This is a genomic window from Phyllobacterium bourgognense (assembly GCF_003337575.1).
GTDB classification, from domain to species: domain Bacteria; phylum Pseudomonadota; class Alphaproteobacteria; order Rhizobiales; family Rhizobiaceae; genus Phyllobacterium; species Phyllobacterium bourgognense.
The window spans coordinates 290,015-306,255 of record NZ_QPJM01000005.1; the positions used below are offsets into that span (position 1 = coordinate 290,015).

Annotated in this window: 12 protein-coding genes, 1 tRNA gene and 1 pseudogene; 8 read left to right on the forward strand and 6 right to left on the reverse strand. The window is 57.5% G+C overall.

Features of this window, described 5'->3' with window-relative positions; translation table 11 throughout:
* The first annotated feature begins 6 nt into the window (after window positions 1-6).
* Window positions 7-672 (forward strand): DsbA family oxidoreductase, encoded by a 666-nt coding sequence (locus tag C7476_RS12055; RefSeq protein WP_114430158.1) that lies wholly within the window; start codon window positions 7-9, stop codon window positions 670-672.
* On the opposite strand, the gene mfd is transcribed toward C7476_RS12055, so the two are convergent.
* Together mfd and C7476_RS12065 are read right to left on the reverse strand one after the other, a co-directional pair.
* Window positions 673-4,173 carry a transcription-repair coupling factor gene (gene mfd, locus C7476_RS12060; protein ID WP_114430159.1) on the reverse strand — a complete coding sequence of 1,167 codons (3,501 nt, stop codon included), beginning with the start codon at window positions 4,171-4,173 and terminating at the stop codon, window positions 673-675. It abuts the gene before it with no gap.
* Window positions 4,174-4,180: 7 nt separating this feature from the next.
* Window positions 4,181-4,468, reverse strand: coding sequence for an FAD assembly factor SdhE (locus tag C7476_RS12065; RefSeq protein ID WP_114430160.1), 288 nt, complete (start codon window positions 4,466-4,468; stop codon window positions 4,181-4,183).
* 120 nt (window positions 4,469-4,588) lie between these two features.
* Here C7476_RS12065 and recG point away from each other — a divergent pair, with 120 nt between their 5' ends.
* A complete protein-coding gene (gene recG, locus C7476_RS12070) occupies window positions 4,589-6,697 on the forward strand; it encodes an ATP-dependent DNA helicase RecG (RefSeq protein WP_114430161.1) in 2,109 nt (702 codons plus the stop codon).
* Here recG and glmS read toward each other — a convergent pair whose 3' ends face one another.
* The 3 genes from glmS to C7476_RS12085 form a co-directional block, all read right to left on the reverse strand.
* A complete protein-coding gene (gene glmS / locus C7476_RS12075; protein WP_114430162.1) occupies window positions 6,698-8,521 on the reverse strand; it encodes a glutamine--fructose-6-phosphate transaminase (isomerizing) in 1,824 nt (607 codons plus the stop codon).
* 106 nt (window positions 8,522-8,627) lie between these two features.
* Window positions 8,628-9,989, reverse strand: coding sequence for a bifunctional UDP-N-acetylglucosamine diphosphorylase/glucosamine-1-phosphate N-acetyltransferase GlmU (glmU, locus tag C7476_RS12080; RefSeq protein WP_114430163.1), 1,362 nt, complete (start codon window positions 9,987-9,989; stop codon window positions 8,628-8,630).
* A gap of 94 nt (window positions 9,990-10,083) precedes the next feature.
* Entirely contained in the window at window positions 10,084-10,830 is a 747-nt protein-coding gene (locus C7476_RS12085) for a cytochrome c biogenesis CcdA family protein (RefSeq protein ID WP_114430164.1), read from the reverse strand.
* 272 nt (window positions 10,831-11,102) lie between these two features.
* Here C7476_RS12085 and C7476_RS12090 point away from each other — a divergent pair.
* Window positions 11,103-11,178: transfer RNA gene (locus tag C7476_RS12090), tRNA-Lys, on the forward strand.
* 103 nt (window positions 11,179-11,281) lie between these two features.
* Here C7476_RS12090 and C7476_RS28130 read toward each other — a convergent pair.
* Window positions 11,282-11,743 carry a hypothetical protein gene (locus C7476_RS28130; protein WP_114430165.1) on the reverse strand — a complete coding sequence of 154 codons (462 nt, stop codon included), beginning with the start codon at window positions 11,741-11,743 and terminating at the stop codon, window positions 11,282-11,284.
* 331 nt (window positions 11,744-12,074) lie between these two features.
* Between C7476_RS28130 and C7476_RS12100 the strand changes: the two genes are divergently transcribed.
* The 5 genes and pseudogenes from C7476_RS12100 (at window position 12,075) to C7476_RS12120 (ending at window position 16,229) form a co-directional block, all read left to right on the forward strand.
* Window positions 12,075-12,407 carry a hypothetical protein gene (locus tag C7476_RS12100; RefSeq protein WP_114430166.1) on the forward strand — a complete coding sequence of 111 codons (333 nt, stop codon included), beginning with the start codon at window positions 12,075-12,077 and terminating at the stop codon, window positions 12,405-12,407.
* Between the two features lie 180 nt (window positions 12,408-12,587).
* A pseudogene (locus C7476_RS12105) lies at window positions 12,588-14,504 on the forward strand (PAS domain-containing protein); the annotation flags it as partial.
* On the forward strand, window positions 14,501-15,166 hold the full coding sequence (locus C7476_RS12110) for a response regulator transcription factor (RefSeq protein WP_114430168.1): 666 nt from the start codon (window positions 14,501-14,503) through the stop codon (window positions 15,164-15,166). The pseudogene C7476_RS12105 and the gene C7476_RS12110, both read left to right, overlap by 4 nt.
* Window positions 15,145-15,519 (forward strand): response regulator transcription factor, encoded by a 375-nt coding sequence (locus C7476_RS12115; protein WP_114430169.1) that lies wholly within the window; start codon window positions 15,145-15,147, stop codon window positions 15,517-15,519. Before C7476_RS12110 ends, C7476_RS12115 begins: the two co-directional genes overlap by 22 nt.
* The gene (locus C7476_RS12120; protein ID WP_114430170.1) at window positions 15,519-16,229 is read left to right on the forward strand and encodes a response regulator transcription factor; all 711 of its coding nucleotides are present in this window, start codon (window positions 15,519-15,521) and stop codon (window positions 16,227-16,229) included. The genes C7476_RS12115 and C7476_RS12120 overlap by 1 nt, the downstream gene beginning before the upstream one ends.
* Window positions 16,230-16,241: the final 12 nt, after the last annotated feature.

Here is a 16,241-nt window from a genome sequence, read left to right on the forward strand (position 1 = left end):
ATAGCCATGACCGATAAGAAGTTCACGATCGACGTGGTGTCGGATGTCGTTTGTCCCTGGTGTTTTCTCGGACGAAAGCGTTTGGAAAGCGCGCTCGCGCTAAATCCCGACCTGGACGTAATTGTGAATTGGCGACCATTTCAACTCGATCCGACGATTCCACCGCAGGGAAAAGATCGCAATCGATACATGCAGGAAAAGTTCGGCAGTTCCGACAAGATCTTTGAAATTCATCAACAATTGACTGAACTCGGCAAGGAAGCTGGCATCGAGTTTGACTTCGAGGCCATCGAAGTAAGCCCTAATACGCTAGACGCACATCGTCTTATCCGCTGGGCATCTCAGGCCACGCCCAACGTTCAGGATGAGATGGTTGGTATCCTTTTTTCCTACTATTTCGAGCAGGGAAAGAACATCGGCGATCACCAGATATTGCTGGAGGCCGCGCAAGAGGCCGGCATGGACGTTGCCATCGTTGCCAGCCTGCTTCCAACCGACGCCGATACACTCGGTGTGCGGCAGGAAATCGACACCGCCAATCAGATCGGGGTGCGCGGCGTTCCCTGCTTCATCCTCGATCAGAAATACGCCGTCATGGGCGCGCAATCTGCAGAGGCTCTGGCAGATGCCATCCGCCAGGCCGCAGATGGGTTTGAGCCGCGCCCCGTCTGACTATGCGGCCTCAGCGAGCTTCGCCAACTGTGTCATGACGACCGCAGCACCGTTCAACCGTTTCTCCGCCGTCGGCCAGTCGCGCACAAAGACGATACTCTGATCGGGCCTGATCTTCGCCATCGAACCCTGCTCGCCGATCATCTGGACCAGTGCAGCGGGATTGTTGAACGTCTTATTGCGGAACTGGATGACAATGCCCTTTGGACCTGCGTCGAGCTTGTCCACATTGGCGCGGCGGCACAACGCCTTGATGTAGACGATCTTCAACAGGTGCTGAACTTCTTCCGGCAGCGGTCCAAAGCGATCGATCATTTCGGCACCAAAGCCGTCGATGTCCTGCAACTCCTCCAGATCGGCCAGACGGCGATAGAGGCCGAGGCGCAATTGCAGGTCCGGCACATAGGTTTCAGGGATCATGACGGCGGTGCCGATCGCAATCTGCGGCGACCAGTGCCCGTCCTCGACTTCGCCAGTACCCTTGATCTCCGCAACCGCTTCTTCCAGCATCTGCTGATAAAGCTCGAAGCCGACCTCGCGAATATGCCCCGACTGTTCCTCCCCGAGCAGATTGCCCGCGCCGCGGATATCCATGTCATGGCTTGCCAGCTGGAAACCGGCACCTAGCGTGTCGAGCGATTGCAAGACCTTGAGCCTGCGTTCTGCCGTCTGCGTCAGCAGCTTGTTGGCTGGTAGTGTGAATAGCGCATAGGCACGCTGCTTCGATCGCCCGACGCGTCCGCGCAACTGATACAACTGCGACAGGCCAAACATATCAGCGCGATGGATGATCAGCGTGTTGGCGGTCGGGATATCGAGCCCGGATTCAACGATCGTCGTCGACAGCAGCACGTCGTACTGCCCGTCATAGAAAGCATTCATGATGTCGTCGAGCTCACCAGGCGCCATCTGGCCATGGGCAGTCGCAACTTTCAGTTCTGGCACCTGAGCATCAAGGAACTCCTTGATGTCGCTCAAATCGGAAATGCGCGGGCAAACATAGAAACTCTGCCCGCCGCGGTAGCGCTCGCGCAACAGCGTTTCGCGGATGACAAGTGCATCAAACGGCGAGACGAAGGTTCGCACAGCCATACGATCCACGGGTGGTGTGGTAATCAAGGAAAGCTCGCGAACACCCGTCAAGGCAAGTTGCAGGGTGCGCGGTATCGGCGTCGCGGACAGGGTTAGCACATGCACATCCGATTTCAGTTCTTTCAGCCGCTCCTTGTGCTTGACGCCGAAATGCTGCTCTTCGTCGATGATCAGCAGGCCGAGATTCTTGAACTTGATGCCGTTTCCGAGCAGCGCATGCGTGCCGACGGCAATATCCACCTGTCCCTCGGCAATGCCCTTCTTGTTTTCAGCCAGCTCCTTCGAGCCCACGAGCCGCGATGCTTGCGCCACATTGACAGGCAGGCCCTGAAAACGCTGGGTGAAGGTCTTGAAGTGCTGGCGCGACAACAGCGTCGTCGGCACCACAACGGCAACCTGGACGCCATTTAGCGCCGCAACGAACGCGGCGCGCAGCGCTACTTCAGTCTTGCCGAAACCGACATCGCCGCAAATCAGGCGGTCCATGGGTTTGCCGAGCGATAGGTCGTCAATAACCGCGTCGATGGCGCGATCCTGATCTTCCGTCTCGTCATAGGGGAATCGTGCTGCGAACTCGCCATAGAGGCCGTCTGGTGGCAACAGGATCGGCGCGCCGCGCATCTGCCGCTCGGCTGCAATGCGTATGAGATGGCCGGCAATGTCGAGCAGGCGTTTCTTCAGCTTGGCCTTGCGGGCTTGCCAGGCGCCGCCACCGAGCTTGTCCAACACGGCAGTCGAAGTTTCCGAGCCAAACCTGGATAAAAGCTCGATATTTTCTACCGGCAGGAACAGCCGGTCATCACCCGCATAGTGCAGTTCAAGACAGTCATGTGGTGCACCGGCGGCCGTGATTGTCCTCAGACCGATGAAGCGGCCAATACCATGATCCACGTGCACGACGATGTCGCCGGCGTTCAGCGCAGCAACCTCGCTGATGAAATCCCGGTCGCGCTTGCGGCGCTTGGAATGGCGGATCAGCCGGTCACCAAGGATGTCCTGCTCTGCAACAACGACGAGTTCGCCAGCATCGAAGCCTGTTTCCAGCGAAAGGATGCCCGCAGTAATTTTGTCGCGAGCGAGCGCCTTGACCGTTCTTAGGTCATCGACAAACTCGATCTTTTCGAGACCATGTTCATTCAGAACCTGCATCAGCCGGTCGCGTGTACCTTCGCTCCATGCAGCAAGCAGCACCTTCTTGCCTGCAGCGCGCTCATCGGCAATGTGTTTTACAACACTGTCGAAGACATTCGTGTCCTTGGCGGTCCTCTCCTCAACGAATGTGCGCCCCCGATGTGCACCGGCATGGATAACCGCTCGCCCTGTGACGAACGGCGCATCGAAAGGCGTGAAATCGATGCGCATGCCTGAGTTGATTGCCGACGCCTCGACCTGTTCAGGTGTCAGATACAGCGAACCCGGCTCGACCGGCTTGTAAGGGATAGTATCGCCCGGCTCTTTGCCATCGGATTGCCTCCTGCGCGCCTCATAGTGGTCCAGGACCATCTTGTGGCGTTCAGCCATGGATTCGTGCGCGAGGTGATCGAAGACCACCGGCATGTCGCCGGCATGCTCAAATATCGTCTCAAGCTTGTCATAGAACAGTGGCAACCAATGTTCCATGCCGGCAAAGCGGCGCCCCTCCGAGATGGACTGATAAAGCGCATCATCGCGCGATGGTGCCCCGAACTTCTGCACATATTGCGAACGGAAATGGCTGATGAGTTCGGGCGAGAGCGTGATTTCGCTCATCGGCTGCATCGAGAATTCTTTCTTTTGGCTCGACGTTCGCTGCGACGCCGGATCAAACGTCCGGATCGTCTCCAGGGTGTCGCCAAAGAAATCCAGGCGCAGCGGCTCCTCAGCACCTGGAGCAAATAAATCGAGAATACCGCCGCGCACCGCATATTCGCCGACATCACGCACTGTTGGAACACGCTCAAAGCCATTGTTTTCAAGGCGTTGCACCAGCGCATTCATGTCGATTCTATTGCCCGGCTTCGCCATGAATAGCTGCTCTGCGAGGATTTTTCGCGGCGGCAGTTTTTGCAGAACGGCATTGGCCGTCGCCAAAATAACGCCCGGGTGCTTATGTTCGCGTAAGGCTGCAAGACCGGCGAGCGCCGCCAGGCGGCGTGCAGAGGTATCGGCTCCGGGCGAGACGCGATCATAAGGAAGACAGTCCCACGCCGGCAATTGCAGCACCGGCAAATCCGGCTGGACGAAATTCAGCACCTGTTCGATATCGGCAACGCGATTACCATCACGCGCGATGAACAGCACGGGACCACCTGCCCCGGCTTCAGCTACCACTTTTGCCAAAGCAAAAGCTTCATAGCCATCGACAACACCGTCGATGACCACGTGTCCATTGACGTCAGATTTCAGTCCGAGTTTGGTAAAGGCAGTCATTTCGATTTCAGAATTTCATTCTCTGGCGGGATGCGACGACCCTGTGGAAGATCGGCGTATCGAATTCGGCGGGAACGGCAGCCTCCCCGGTGACCCATTTCAACAGGTCCCGGTCGAGTGCTTCCATCAGTGCTTCATATTGGTCAAGTTCATCATCGGACAAGGTGTCGATGTTGACGTCGGCAAACTGCCCAAGGATCAAATCCATTTCACGCATACCGCGATGCCAGGAGCGAAACAGGATTTTTCGCTGTCTCGGCTGCAGATCGGCAGTGGTGCGACTGCTTCCAGTCATGAACGAGCTCCGTTTATATATCGATGAAATGGTTCTGACGTGATTGATGCGGCTGGGTATAGCCTGCCTTGTAACGTCTGTCAGCCTTGCAACGCACATCGAACGCGTTAAACGTTGCGTATGCGTCCGTCATTGCTCGATCCCCTCTTTGCCTCCGTTCGTTCGCTTTCCGGCATAGGTCCGAAAGTGTCGGGCCTGCTTGGCACATTGCTCGGCACGCAGCCGCCGGGCACGGAGCCACGCGTCGGCAATCTGGTCTACCTGCCGCCGCACAGTGTGATCGACCGGCGCAACCGGCCGGGTATCGCCTACGCCCCGGAAGGCGCGATCGTCACGCTGGAAGTGCGCATCGACCGCCATCAGCCATCGCCCAGTGGGCGAAGCAACGTTCCTTACCGTGTCTTCGCGCATGACGATACCGGGGAAATCGGTCTCACCTTTTTCCACGCAAAACAGGCCTGGCTTGAAAAAGTCATGCCGGTTGGCGAAACAGTTATCGTCTCCGGCACCATGGAGTGGTTCAATGGCCGTCCGACGATGGTTCACCCAGATCATATCGCCAGTATCGAAGATGCCTCATCGCTGCCACTGGTCGAACCTGTTTATCCGCTGACAGCAGGCCTGTCTCCAAAAGTGCTGGCGCGGGGTATTCAGGAAGCGCTGGCCAAAGCACCGGATATGCCGGAATGGATCGAACAGCCAGTACTCGAAAAGTATGACCTGCCATCGCATCGTCAGGCACTGCAGGTCCTGCACAGTCCTCAAGATCCTAGTGACATTGCACTTGATCATCCTGCCAGACAGCGGCTTGCCTATGATGAATTTCTCGCCGGTCAACTGGCACTGGCGCTGGTGCGCTTGAAAACACGTCGTCTTTCCGGCCGCAAGCTCGAAGGCGACGGCCATCTCATGGCGAAAATCATCGCAGCCCTGCCCTATTCGCTGACGAATAGCCAAAGCCAAACGATCAAGGAAATCATCGCCGATTTGCGGGAACCAGACCGGATGTTGCGCCTGTTGCAAGGCGATGTCGGCTCCGGCAAGACCGTCGTCGGTCTCCTCGCCATGGCGCATGCCGCCGAGGCTGGCGGACAATCTGCCCTGATGGTGCCGACAGAAGTGCTGGCGCGCCAGCACTTCGCCACAATCGCCCCTCTGGCCGAGAAGGCAGGGTTGCGCACGGCGTTGCTCACTGGACGCGAAAAGGGCCGCGAGCGCGAAGATATCCTGGAGGGTCTGCGGACGGGCGCCATCCACATTATTGTTGGCACGCACGCGCTCTTTCAGGAGAAGGTCAGCTATCACGATCTGGTGCTGGTTATTGTCGATGAGCAACATCGCTTTGGGGTACATCAACGCCTGCTTTTAACCTCCAAAGGCACGGCGCCGGATATGCTCGTCATGACTGCAACACCCATCCCGCGCACGCTCGTATTGACCGCGTTCGGCGATATGGATGTTTCGAAGCTGACGGAAAAACCTGCCGGCCGCCGGCCGATCACCACCGCGATCCTGCCGATGGAACGGTTGAGCGAGCTCGTTGATCGCATGCGTACTGCAATCACCGATGGGCAGAAAATCTATTGGATTTGCCCTCTGGTCGAGGAATCTGAACTGGTCGATCTCGTTTCGGCCGAAGAACGGTTCGAATCGCTGAAACCTCTGCTCGGCGACAGGATCGGGCTGGTTCATGGCCGTATGAATGGACCGGAGAAAGATGCTGCCATGCTGGCGTTCAAGAACGGCGAGACACGATTGCTAGTGGCTACCACAGTCATTGAAGTCGGCGTCGACGTTCCGGATGCGACGATCATTGTCATCGAACATGCCGAACGCTTTGGTCTTGCGCAATTGCACCAGCTGCGCGGGCGTGTCGGGCGTGGGGACAAACCTTCAACTTGTCTCCTGATCTACAAGGGACCACTTGGCGAAATCGCGCAGGCGCGGCTCAAGATCATGCGAGAAACTGAGGATGGTTTCAGGATCGCCGAAGAGGACCTGAAGTTGCGGGGCGAAGGCGAGTTGCTTGGCACTCGGCAATCCGGCACGCCTGGTTTCCGGCTCGCCAGCATCGAGGCGCATCAAGAGTTTCTGGAGATCGCCCGCAAGGACGCCCGGTATATTCTGACGCGGGATCCCGAATTGCAGAGCACGCGTGGCGAAGCGTTGCGCATCCTGCTTTATCTGTTCGAACGTGACGAAGCTGTGCGACTGCTTCGCGCTGGTTGATTATTCCACAGTCACAGACTTTGCCAGATTGCGCGGCTGATCGACGTCCGTGCCCATGAAAACTGCTGTGTGATAGGCTAGCATCTGGATCGGCAGCGTGTAGACGATCGGTGTAATGACCTCAGGCATCTCCGGCAGAACGATCGTATGCCACGTCTTCAATGTGCTGGCTGCTGCGCCTTTCTCGTCGGTGATGAGAATGATCTTGCCGCCACGCGCCGCCGCTTCCTGCATATTCGATATGGTTTTCTCGAACCAGCGGTCATGCGGAGCAATGACAATGACCGGCATGGATTCATCGATCAATGCAATTGGCCCGTGCTTCAACTCGCCGGCCGCATAACCCTCCGCGTGAATATAGGAAATTTCCTTGAGTTTGAGCGCGCCCTCGAGCGCGAGCGGATAACTTGTGCCACGCCCCAGATAAAGCACGTGCTTGACCTGGCTGAGTTCCCGGCTGATGCCTTCGATCTGGGCTTCGAGCTTCAACGCCTGCGTTGCATAGCGCGGAATTTCGGATAGTTCGCGCACAAGCCGGCGCTCTTCTTCGTCAGTGATCGTACCGCGCATTTTGCCGGCCGCTACAGCCAACGATGCCAGAACCGATAATTGGCAGGTGAAAGCCTTGGTCGAGGCAACACCCACTTCTGGACCCGCAAGGGTCGGAAATACGGTGTTGGATTCGCGCGCCATCGTCGATTCCTTGACGTTGACGATAGTTCCGATGCTCAGGCCCTGCTGCTTGCAATAGCGCAAGGAAGCCAACGTATCCGCGGTCTCGCCAGACTGCGAGACAAAGAGCGCAAGGCTATTTTTGGAAAGCGGCATTTCCCGATAGCGAAATTCGGACGCTACATCGATATCGACTGGCAGCCGGGCAATGTGCTCGAACCAGTACTTTCCAACGAGCCCTGCATAATAGGCCGTGCCGCAGGCCGAAGCGGCGATACGGTCTACCTTGGAGAAGTCGACCGGCGCTGCACCGGCGCGGATCATTCCCTTGGAAAAATCGAGATAGTTTGCCAGGGTGTGCGAGATGACTTCCGGCTGTTCATGGATCTCCTTCTCCATGAAATGCCGGTGGTTGCCCTTGCTGACCAGAAACGCGGTGCCCGCCGATTTCTGAACGGGGCGGTCTACGATTTCGCCGCTTTCATCATAAATGATCACGCCACTACGAGTGAGCACCGCCCAATCCCCATCTTCGAGATAAGACAAATTATCGGTGAACGGAGCGAGAGCGATCGCGTCGGAGCCCAGATACATCTCGCCTTCGCCATAGCCGACAGCAAGAGGTGGACCATTGCGGGCGGCGATCAACAGATTGTCTTCGCCTTTGAACATGATCGCGATGGCAAAAGCACCGCGCAATTGCGGCAGCGTCTGGCGAACTGCCTCGACCGGCGCAAGGCCGCGATCGAGCGCGCGTGTGACCAGATGCGCGACCGTCTCCGTATCGGTTTCCGTCTCGAAGACGTATCCATCCTTTTCAAGCATTGCGCGCAATTCGGCAAAATTCTCGATGATGCCATTGTGGATCACCGCAAGCCGAGGCGTGGTATGCGGGTGTGCATTGCGGACGGTAGGCGCGCCGTGAGTCGCCCAACGTGTGTGGCCGAGACCGATGGTGCCGCCGAGTGGATTTTCCTTCAGCAGCTTGTCGAGATTGCCAAGCTTGCCCTCGGCCCGTCGGCGATCGAGCACGCCAAAATCGAGGGTAGCAACGCCGGCTGAGTCATAACCGCGGTATTCCAGCCGCTTCAGTGCATCCACAAGCAGCGGCGCTACCTGCTCACGCCCGATAATTCCAACGATCCCGCACATAAACGACTCCAATACCCCGAATAGTTTCCAGCTCTTGGCTAGCTCAGATTCATTGACACAGAAAAACACTTTCTGTGTCAGAATCCCACACGAACAAAAGACGTGCCTAGTCAGCCTTCTTGGCTAATTTCTGCGCCGCATAGCGTGCCCGCAATTGCACCGCCCGTCCTTCTTTTACCTCCTGCCGCGCCCTGCCGAATGCAAGCGCGTCCGCTGGCACATTGGCTGTGATCACACTACCGGAGGCGACATAAGCATTGTCACCAATGGAAACCGGGGCCACCAGCGAACTATTGGAGCCGATGAATACGTTGGCACCGATCTCGGTCAAATGCTTGTTGTAGCCGTCATAGTTGCAGGTGATGGCACCGGCACCGATATTCGCCGCCGGACCCACGATCGCGTCACCGATATAGGTCAGGTGATTTACCTTCGCGCCGACCCCGACCTTCGCGTTTTTCACCTCAACGAAGTTCCCAACCTTGGATTTTGCTGCCAGATCCGCACCGGGACGAAGCCGGGCAAAGGGGCCGACATTGGCGTTCGCGCCAATCTTCGCGCCTTCAAAATAGGAGAAAGCGTGAATGACGGCTCCGCTCGCGATCGAAACGCCCGGGCCGAAAATGATATTCGGTTCGAGAATTGCATCTGCTTCCACCAATGTATCATGCGCGAAGAAAACAGTTTCCGGCGCCTGCATGGTAACGCCCGCCAGCATCGTGTCGCGGCGTTTGCGCGTCTGCCAGATGGCCTCGGCCTCGGCGAGTTCAACGCGCGTATTGATGCCGATCACATTGTCGGGTGAAATCTCGATGGCAACGACGGATTTTCCATCCGCATTGGCGATCTCCACGACATCGGTGAGATAGAATTCACTGTTGGCATTGTCGTTCGTGATCTTGTCCAGCAACGCAAGCGCGGACTGCCCGCGCAGCGCCATCAGCCCGCCATTGCAGAAGCCGATTTTTTTCTCGGCCTCACTGGCGTCCTTCTCCTCGCGGATCGCGATCAAACGGCCATCTTGCTCGATCAGGCGGCCATAACCATTCGGCACTGCCGGCCGGAACCCCATGACCACGACATCCGCACCGTCTGCGAGCTTGGCGCGCGCCTGATCGAGAGCGGCGGTTTCGATCAGCGGCGTATCGCCAAAGACAACGAGAATATCGTCATAACCGCGTGCAATGCTGTCGCGCGCCGCAAGCACGGCGTGGGCAGTCCCAAGCCGTTCTGTCTGTTCATGCACGTTCACGTTGGAAACGATCGAACGGACGGCTGCCTCTACCTGATCGCCCCCTTTGCCAACGACCAGCGCGATGTCGCGGACGCCTGCGCCATGCACGGCCTTGGCGACGTGGGCGACGATCGGGAGACCCGCAATATTGTGGAGTACTTTCGGCAGGGAGGATTTCATGCGCGTGCCCTCACCGGCAGCGAGAATAACCGTGAGGCAGGAACGTGGTGTCATGTCGGACTTCCGGATCAGTTGGGCTAAAGGTAAAGGCAACATCGTGCCTAATCGTGACACGCTATTGGTTTCCAATATGGAAACTTCCGTCTGTTTAGCCGAGTTGGCCGAGGATGGGAAATGTTTCGAGAAGCCAGAACGAGAATGTCTGCAAGCCGCCTGTCAGAAACAGGATGCCGGTCAGCACCAGCAGGCCGCCCATCAGCTTTTCCACCTTGCCGAGGTGCATGCGGAATCGCGCTAGAAAACGCATGAACATCCCGGAAAACAACGCGGCGACGATGAACGGTATCCCGAGACCGAGCGAATAGACGGCGAGCAGCAGTGCACCATCGGCAACGGTGTCGCGAGCCCCAGCCAGCGCCAGTATAGGTCCGAGCACCGGCCCGATGCATGGCGTCCATCCGAATGCAAAGGCCAGCCCCATGACATAGGCAGCAAACGGGTTGGCTGGCGCTCCCTGGGTCTGGAACCTCGCCTCCCGCGAGAGAAATGCAAGGCGGAATACGCCGAGAAAGTTCAACCCCATGAGAATGATGACGATGCCTGCGGCGATGGCGATTTCCTGTTGCCACATGCGCAGGAAGCCGCCGATGGTGGATGCGCCTGCGCCGAGCAGCACGAAAACGGTCGAAAAGCCGAGAACAAAACAGAAGGATGACAGAAGCAGCGCCTGCCGGACCGGCGAGATTCGCGCCGCGGCTTTATCCGAGCGGAAATCCTCAACCGTCACACCGGCCATATAACAGAGATAGGGCGGGACGAGTGGCAGGACGCAAGGAGAAAGGAAAGACAGAGCGCCGGCGCCGGCAGCAGTCAGGTATGAAACATCAAGCGCCATCCGCGCTCCTTCACTGGCATTTTTACTTGTGGCGGTGGATTAAGCCGAATCTCCCCGAAATTCCAATCACCTTTTCGCCAGTTTGGCAGCAAAGCCTATCCTGTTTATACTCTTTTCCGCCCAGCCGAACGTGCTTTCGGCCAAAAATTACAAGAACGGCGGAAAACAAGGCTTTTTGTTGCGAAAATCGTGCACATTAGTTGTTGACCGATTAGCAAGTCGCACCTATGTTCCGCCGCACTTCCCGAGGCCACCGAGCTGGCTTCGTTTGGGAGCGCGTAGCTCAGCCGGTAGAGCAACTGACTTTTAATCAGTAGGTCCGGGGTTCGAACCCCCGCGCGCTCACCATAATACCCAATTAGAACAAGGATTTAGCGAAACGCCAAACGGCGATTTTGCTTTTTTTGGATTGGGGGAGGTAAGGGGGAATCGCCCTTCCCCCGAAATTCACTCAGTTCTCAATCCTTCGCTGCCATGCTGGCGGCATGACTGACAAACCGCCCCACTTTGCATTGCCTTCCTCCGCCCGTTTAAATCGACGCGGCGGCAGCAGCGGCTGGGATCGCGACCACCATCCTTGCTTGTGCGCTACAGCTCTGGGCATTTCCGGAGCCCCCACCGACTTCGGCATCATCGCCATCCTTGCTAGCACTGGAGCGACGTTCTTTTGCTTTCCGCTTAGTACTGCACAATCGCCCAGCGTCGCTATCGATCCAACCGCACCTCCATCGTCCGTTCTTTTGGGCAGCCTTAGCGGGTACGTGTTCGGAAGCGGTTTTGTTCTTGAGATAAGCTTCCAGATCATCTTTTTCAGCGCGGAGCTTGCCGCGTTCAGGATATCGCGGCCTGCACACAAAAGGTGGTGATCGCTAAACCTTTCCACCGTTGGAAAGGTTTTCACAAATGGAATCATTCACGACCTTAACGGCGACGGCCCGATCTTCGCTTTGACAAATCTTCAATACGCTGGATGGTCAAGATCGGCGCTGTGACCTCGCCGGCGATACACCTTGCGTGGGCGCGTGATAGTCCGCACTGATTCGCGATCTCATTTCGCGCGACACTGCGGCTTGCAGGCAATCAACGAGGCGAATTGATCGGCGTTGGAGGGCATGGTTTCTTGGATGCACCCGGAAGCGCTGCAGTTGCAAGGGCCCCTGCCCGATAATGAACTGATTGTTCTGCCACAACCTGAGGCAGAGGAAGAACAGCAATCGCTGCCGCTCTGATCGGAGGATTGAGCCATGCCATGGAAAGTCAGGTTCCGCGACAAGGATTTCATTGGAATTGAAGGCTGGGATCCGGAGTTTGAATTTGAGGTCAGGGAGGCGTTGACGGATGCGCAGGAGCTTTCAGGTTCTGCAGAAATAATTATCCATGTGAAGGGCGAATCTGTTGACGACGTGACCGTTCACGAATCCTCAGATCCTAACGAGTTCCCGTTTAATGGCGTCCACGGTTATCATCCTGAACTTGGTGGAAATGGGAGGCATCGACTGAGCCTCCTGCTAGTCCTCTTGTACAGGTCGCAAGTTTTGCCCTCCCCATGGTACTCCGCTCCAGCTCGCCACATCTAAACGCCATCATGGATTTCCATGAGATGCGGCAAGGGCATCGCTGGATTAAGCTATAGTATGATTTCGCCAACCCAGACATCGATTGAGAGTGGTATAAGAAGCGTCGAGGATCCCCAACTTTGCTTTGTCGGGCAGGAGCAGCCGATTATGCCGATAGAAATCCAAGATCACAAACCCGTCGTGGAGGCGCTGCGCGATCGGGAGCAGGAGCTGTCGCAGCTCATCAACATGGTTCCCAGCCACCTGTGGCGCCTGACTCCAGAAGGGGAGCCGACTTTCTTCAACAAGCGCATGGTCGATTTTCTCGGCCTCGACGTGCCGGACATGGATAGACGAGGAAAAAGCCGATTGGAGATGCTCGTAGAGACCGTCCATCCGGACGATGCAGCTGAGTTCCGGGACACGCTTAATCGATGCCTTGTCAGCGGCGAGCACTTCACGATGAGGTATCGCTTGCGACGGGCCGACGGCCTCTATCGTTGGATGTCGAGTCGCGCTGAGCCGATGCGCAATCACGCGGGACGCATCGTCCATTGGTACGGCCTCTGCCACGACATCGACGACCAGATGCACGCCGAAGAAGCACTACGACGGAGCCAGCAGCAGCTTCAGCAGATGATCGACGCCGTGCCGGTCCGCATCTGGAGCATAACGTCCTTGGATGACCCGGTCTATTTCAACAAGCGATACCAGGACCATTTCCGCGCCGTGATAGCCGACTTCGAAGCTATTGAGGATCCCCGCATCGAAACATTGCTGCAGGAACTGATCTATCCCGAAGATGCACCCGAAGTGCAGCGAACATTGCTGAACTGTTTTGAATCTGGCCGCGGCACCGTCATGCGGTTTCGTTGGCTTGAGAAAGATGGCGCCTATCGGTGGGCGGAGTGCAGGGTGGAGCCCCGGCGTGATCAAGACGGAACGATTGTGCAATGGTACGGCGTTTCTCTCGACATTGACGATGAGGTGCGCGCGCAGGAGGCGCTGCGCAATCGGGAGCGAGAACTGTCGTTGCTCGTGGACATGGTTCCGAGTAACCTTTGGCGTCTGACCCCGGAAGGGGAGACCACCCTTGCCAACAAGCATATGGCAGACTTTCTTGGTGTGGATCTGCAAGACAAGCGCCAGTTGGCGGTGGTATTCGATACCATCTTCCATCCGGACGATGTGGACGCGGTGTCGGATGTTTTGGGGCGCTGTCTCAAGACAGGCGAGCTCTTCTCGATGAAATATCGTCTGCGTCGGCATGACGGCGTCTATCGCTGGATGTCGGGCCGGGCCGAGCCGCTGCGTGCTCCCGACGGAGGCATCGTCCAGTGGTTCGGCCTCTGTCACGACATAGACGATCAGGTGCATGCCGAAGAGGCCCTGCGCCGCGCCTCCGAGCAACTCGCGCGGGCGACTCAGGCAGCCAGCCTGGCCGAGCTTTCCGCCTCGATCGCACACGAAGTGAACCAGCCGCTAGCGGCTATCGTCGCTAATTCGCAAGCATGTCACCGTTGGCTGTCCGCCGCCCCTCCGAACGTCGAGCGCGCGAAGATTACGGCCGAGCGTATCACCCGTGACGCCAACTCGGCGGCGGATGTCGTCAGCCGCATCCGCGCCCTCTTCCGTCAGGCACCACAGACCAGGTCGTCGGAAGACGTCAACCACTTGATTGGTGAAGTCTGCCGACTGATGGCTGATGGGATCGCGGCAAAAGGCATTCGTGTTGAGACGGATCTCGAGCCCAACCTGCCGCCCGTTGCGCTCGATCGCGTCCAGGTGCAGCAGGTGTTTTTGAACTTGGTGCGCAATGGGGTTGAGGCGATGGACGGCGCTATGGTCGACGGCGCGCGGACGCTCCAGATAAGCTCACGCCGTGACGCTATCGATGCGATCCGTATCGAGGTTCGTGACGCTGGAACGGGATTTGAGCATGCGGAGCGCGTTTTCGAGCCGTTCTTCACAACAAAGCAGAACGGGATGGGCATGGGGCTCGCCATCTGCCGTTCGATCATCGAATCGCATGGGGGCCGACTCTGGATGGCCAACAATGAGACTCGTGGGGCGACCGTCGCTTTCACGCTTCCGTTGAAGGCAAGCGAGTCGTCATGAGCCAGCGTGAGGAGATGGTCTTCGTGGTGGATGATGATGCCAGGGTGCGCGAGGCAATCAGCGAACTATTGGAGTCCTTAGGATGGCAGGCCGAGACGTTCGCCGCGGCGGCGGACTATGTCGCCTATGCGAAACCCGATTTTCCTGCCTGCCTTATCCTTGATGTCGAGCTGCCGGACATCAACGGTCTGGAGTTCCAGAAGCAGCTATCCGACGATGTCCATCCTCCGATCGTATTCATCACGGGGCATGGTGATATTCCATCATCGGTACGGGCCATTCAGCGTGGTGCTGTCGATTTTCTGACCAAGCCAGTTGGGGAGAACGACCTGATTCCGGCGGTTCGGGCGGCGATCGATCGGGACCGCATTCAACGATCGGCGCGTGCTGAGCTGGCCGAGCTTGTGCGCCGCTTGGAAACGCTTACGCCGCGAGAACGCGAAGTGCTGCCGCTCGTAGTCAGCGGCCTGCTGAACAAGCAGGCCGCTGCCGAACTCGGCATCAGTAAGATTACCCTTGAAATCCATCGCAGCAAGATCATGCACAAAATGCAGGCGGAATCGCTTGCCGACCTGGTGCGGATTGCCGAAAAGTTACAGATTCCAATCACTCATTCCAGACGTTCAGGAAGCTTGCAAGAATGCCCAACTCGCAGTCCGTGATAGCCATCGTTGATGACGACCAGCGCCTGCTTGAATCGCTTGAGGATCTTCTCGAGTCAGCGGGGCACTCCGTGCGGGTATTCTCGTCGGCCCAGATGCTGCTCAACAGCTATACTCTGCCTGAGATAGATTGTCTGATCACAGACATCGGCATGTCCGGCATGGACGGCGTCGAGTTGCAGCGCTTGGTGAGCAAAAAACGCCCCGACCTGCCAGTGATCCTGATCACGGGCCGCCACGAGATCGCTGACCTGCTACAGGCCAAGCATAACTGGTTGTTCCGAAAGCCTTTCGACGGGCAAGCATTGCTCGCGGCGATCGGTAACGCGCTGACTGGAAAGGAGAATTCATAATGAGTGTGAGCTATCATGTGAGTGAGGGTTATGAGAGCAGAGTGGTCAACCGATCTCAGCCAACTGGCAATTGGGTCGATGCGGATCGCCCGCTGGTCATCCTCGTGGACGACGAAGCCAATCTTCGCGAGGCGCTCCAAGAGCTCATGCATTCGGTGGGCATCGACACGATCAGCTTCGCCTCCACGCGCGACTTGCTCGACGCCGAACTCCCGGATCAGCCAGGCTGCCTGGTCGTCGATGTACGGATGCCTGGCCTAAGCGGCCTGGATCTCCAACACCGGCTAGCCGAGAGCGGTAACGCCAAGCCAATCGTCTTTCTCACGGCCCATGGCGATATCCCCATGTCGGTGCAGGCGATGAAAGCTGGGGCGGTCGACTTCCTTACCAAGCCAGTGCGCGATCAGACGCTGCTTGATGCGATCGCCGCAGGCATCGAGATTGATATCCAGCAGCGGGCACACTCACGGATTCTGAAGGGATACTTAAGCAAGTTCGCGCTGCTCACTCCGCGGGAACGTCAGGTGATGCGCGAAGCCGCAACCGGCCGTCTGAACAAGCAGATCGCTTTTCACCTTGGCATCAGCGATATCACTGTCAAGCTCCACCGCAGCAACGTCATGCGCAAGATGCAGCTGACTTCAGTCGGCGAGCTCGTTCGCGTTTGGGAGGCGCTGCCTGCTAAGGCGCGGAACATAGTGGAGGTTTAGATCCGTTCGATT

Coding starts and splice junctions, on each gene's coding strand:
- glmS (WP_114430162.1), bottom strand. CDS start 8,521: ATGTGCGGGATCGTTGGAATTATCGGGCGTGAGCAGGTAGCGCCGCTG.
- C7476_RS28130 (WP_114430165.1), bottom strand. CDS start 11,743: ATGATTCCATTTGTGAAAACCTTTCCAACGGTGGAAAGGTTTAGCGAT.
- recG (WP_114430161.1), top strand. CDS start 4,589: ATGCGTCCGTCATTGCTCGATCCCCTCTTTGCCTCCGTTCGTTCGCTT.
- C7476_RS12065 (WP_114430160.1), bottom strand. CDS start 4,468: ATGACTGGAAGCAGTCGCACCACTGCCGATCTGCAGCCGAGACAGCGA.
- C7476_RS12100 (WP_114430166.1), top strand. CDS start 12,075: ATGCCATGGAAAGTCAGGTTCCGCGACAAGGATTTCATTGGAATTGAA.
- C7476_RS12110 (WP_114430168.1), top strand. CDS start 14,501: ATGAGCCAGCGTGAGGAGATGGTCTTCGTGGTGGATGATGATGCCAGG.
- C7476_RS12115 (WP_114430169.1), top strand. CDS start 15,145: ATGCCCAACTCGCAGTCCGTGATAGCCATCGTTGATGACGACCAGCGC.
- C7476_RS12120 (WP_114430170.1), top strand. CDS start 15,519: ATGAGTGTGAGCTATCATGTGAGTGAGGGTTATGAGAGCAGAGTGGTC.
- C7476_RS12085 (WP_114430164.1), bottom strand. CDS start 10,830: ATGGCGCTTGATGTTTCATACCTGACTGCTGCCGGCGCCGGCGCTCTG.
- C7476_RS12055 (WP_114430158.1), top strand. CDS start 7: ATGACCGATAAGAAGTTCACGATCGACGTGGTGTCGGATGTCGTTTGT.
- mfd (WP_114430159.1), bottom strand. CDS start 4,173: ATGACTGCCTTTACCAAACTCGGACTGAAATCTGACGTCAATGGACAC.
- glmU (WP_114430163.1), bottom strand. CDS start 9,989: ATGACACCACGTTCCTGCCTCACGGTTATTCTCGCTGCCGGTGAGGGC.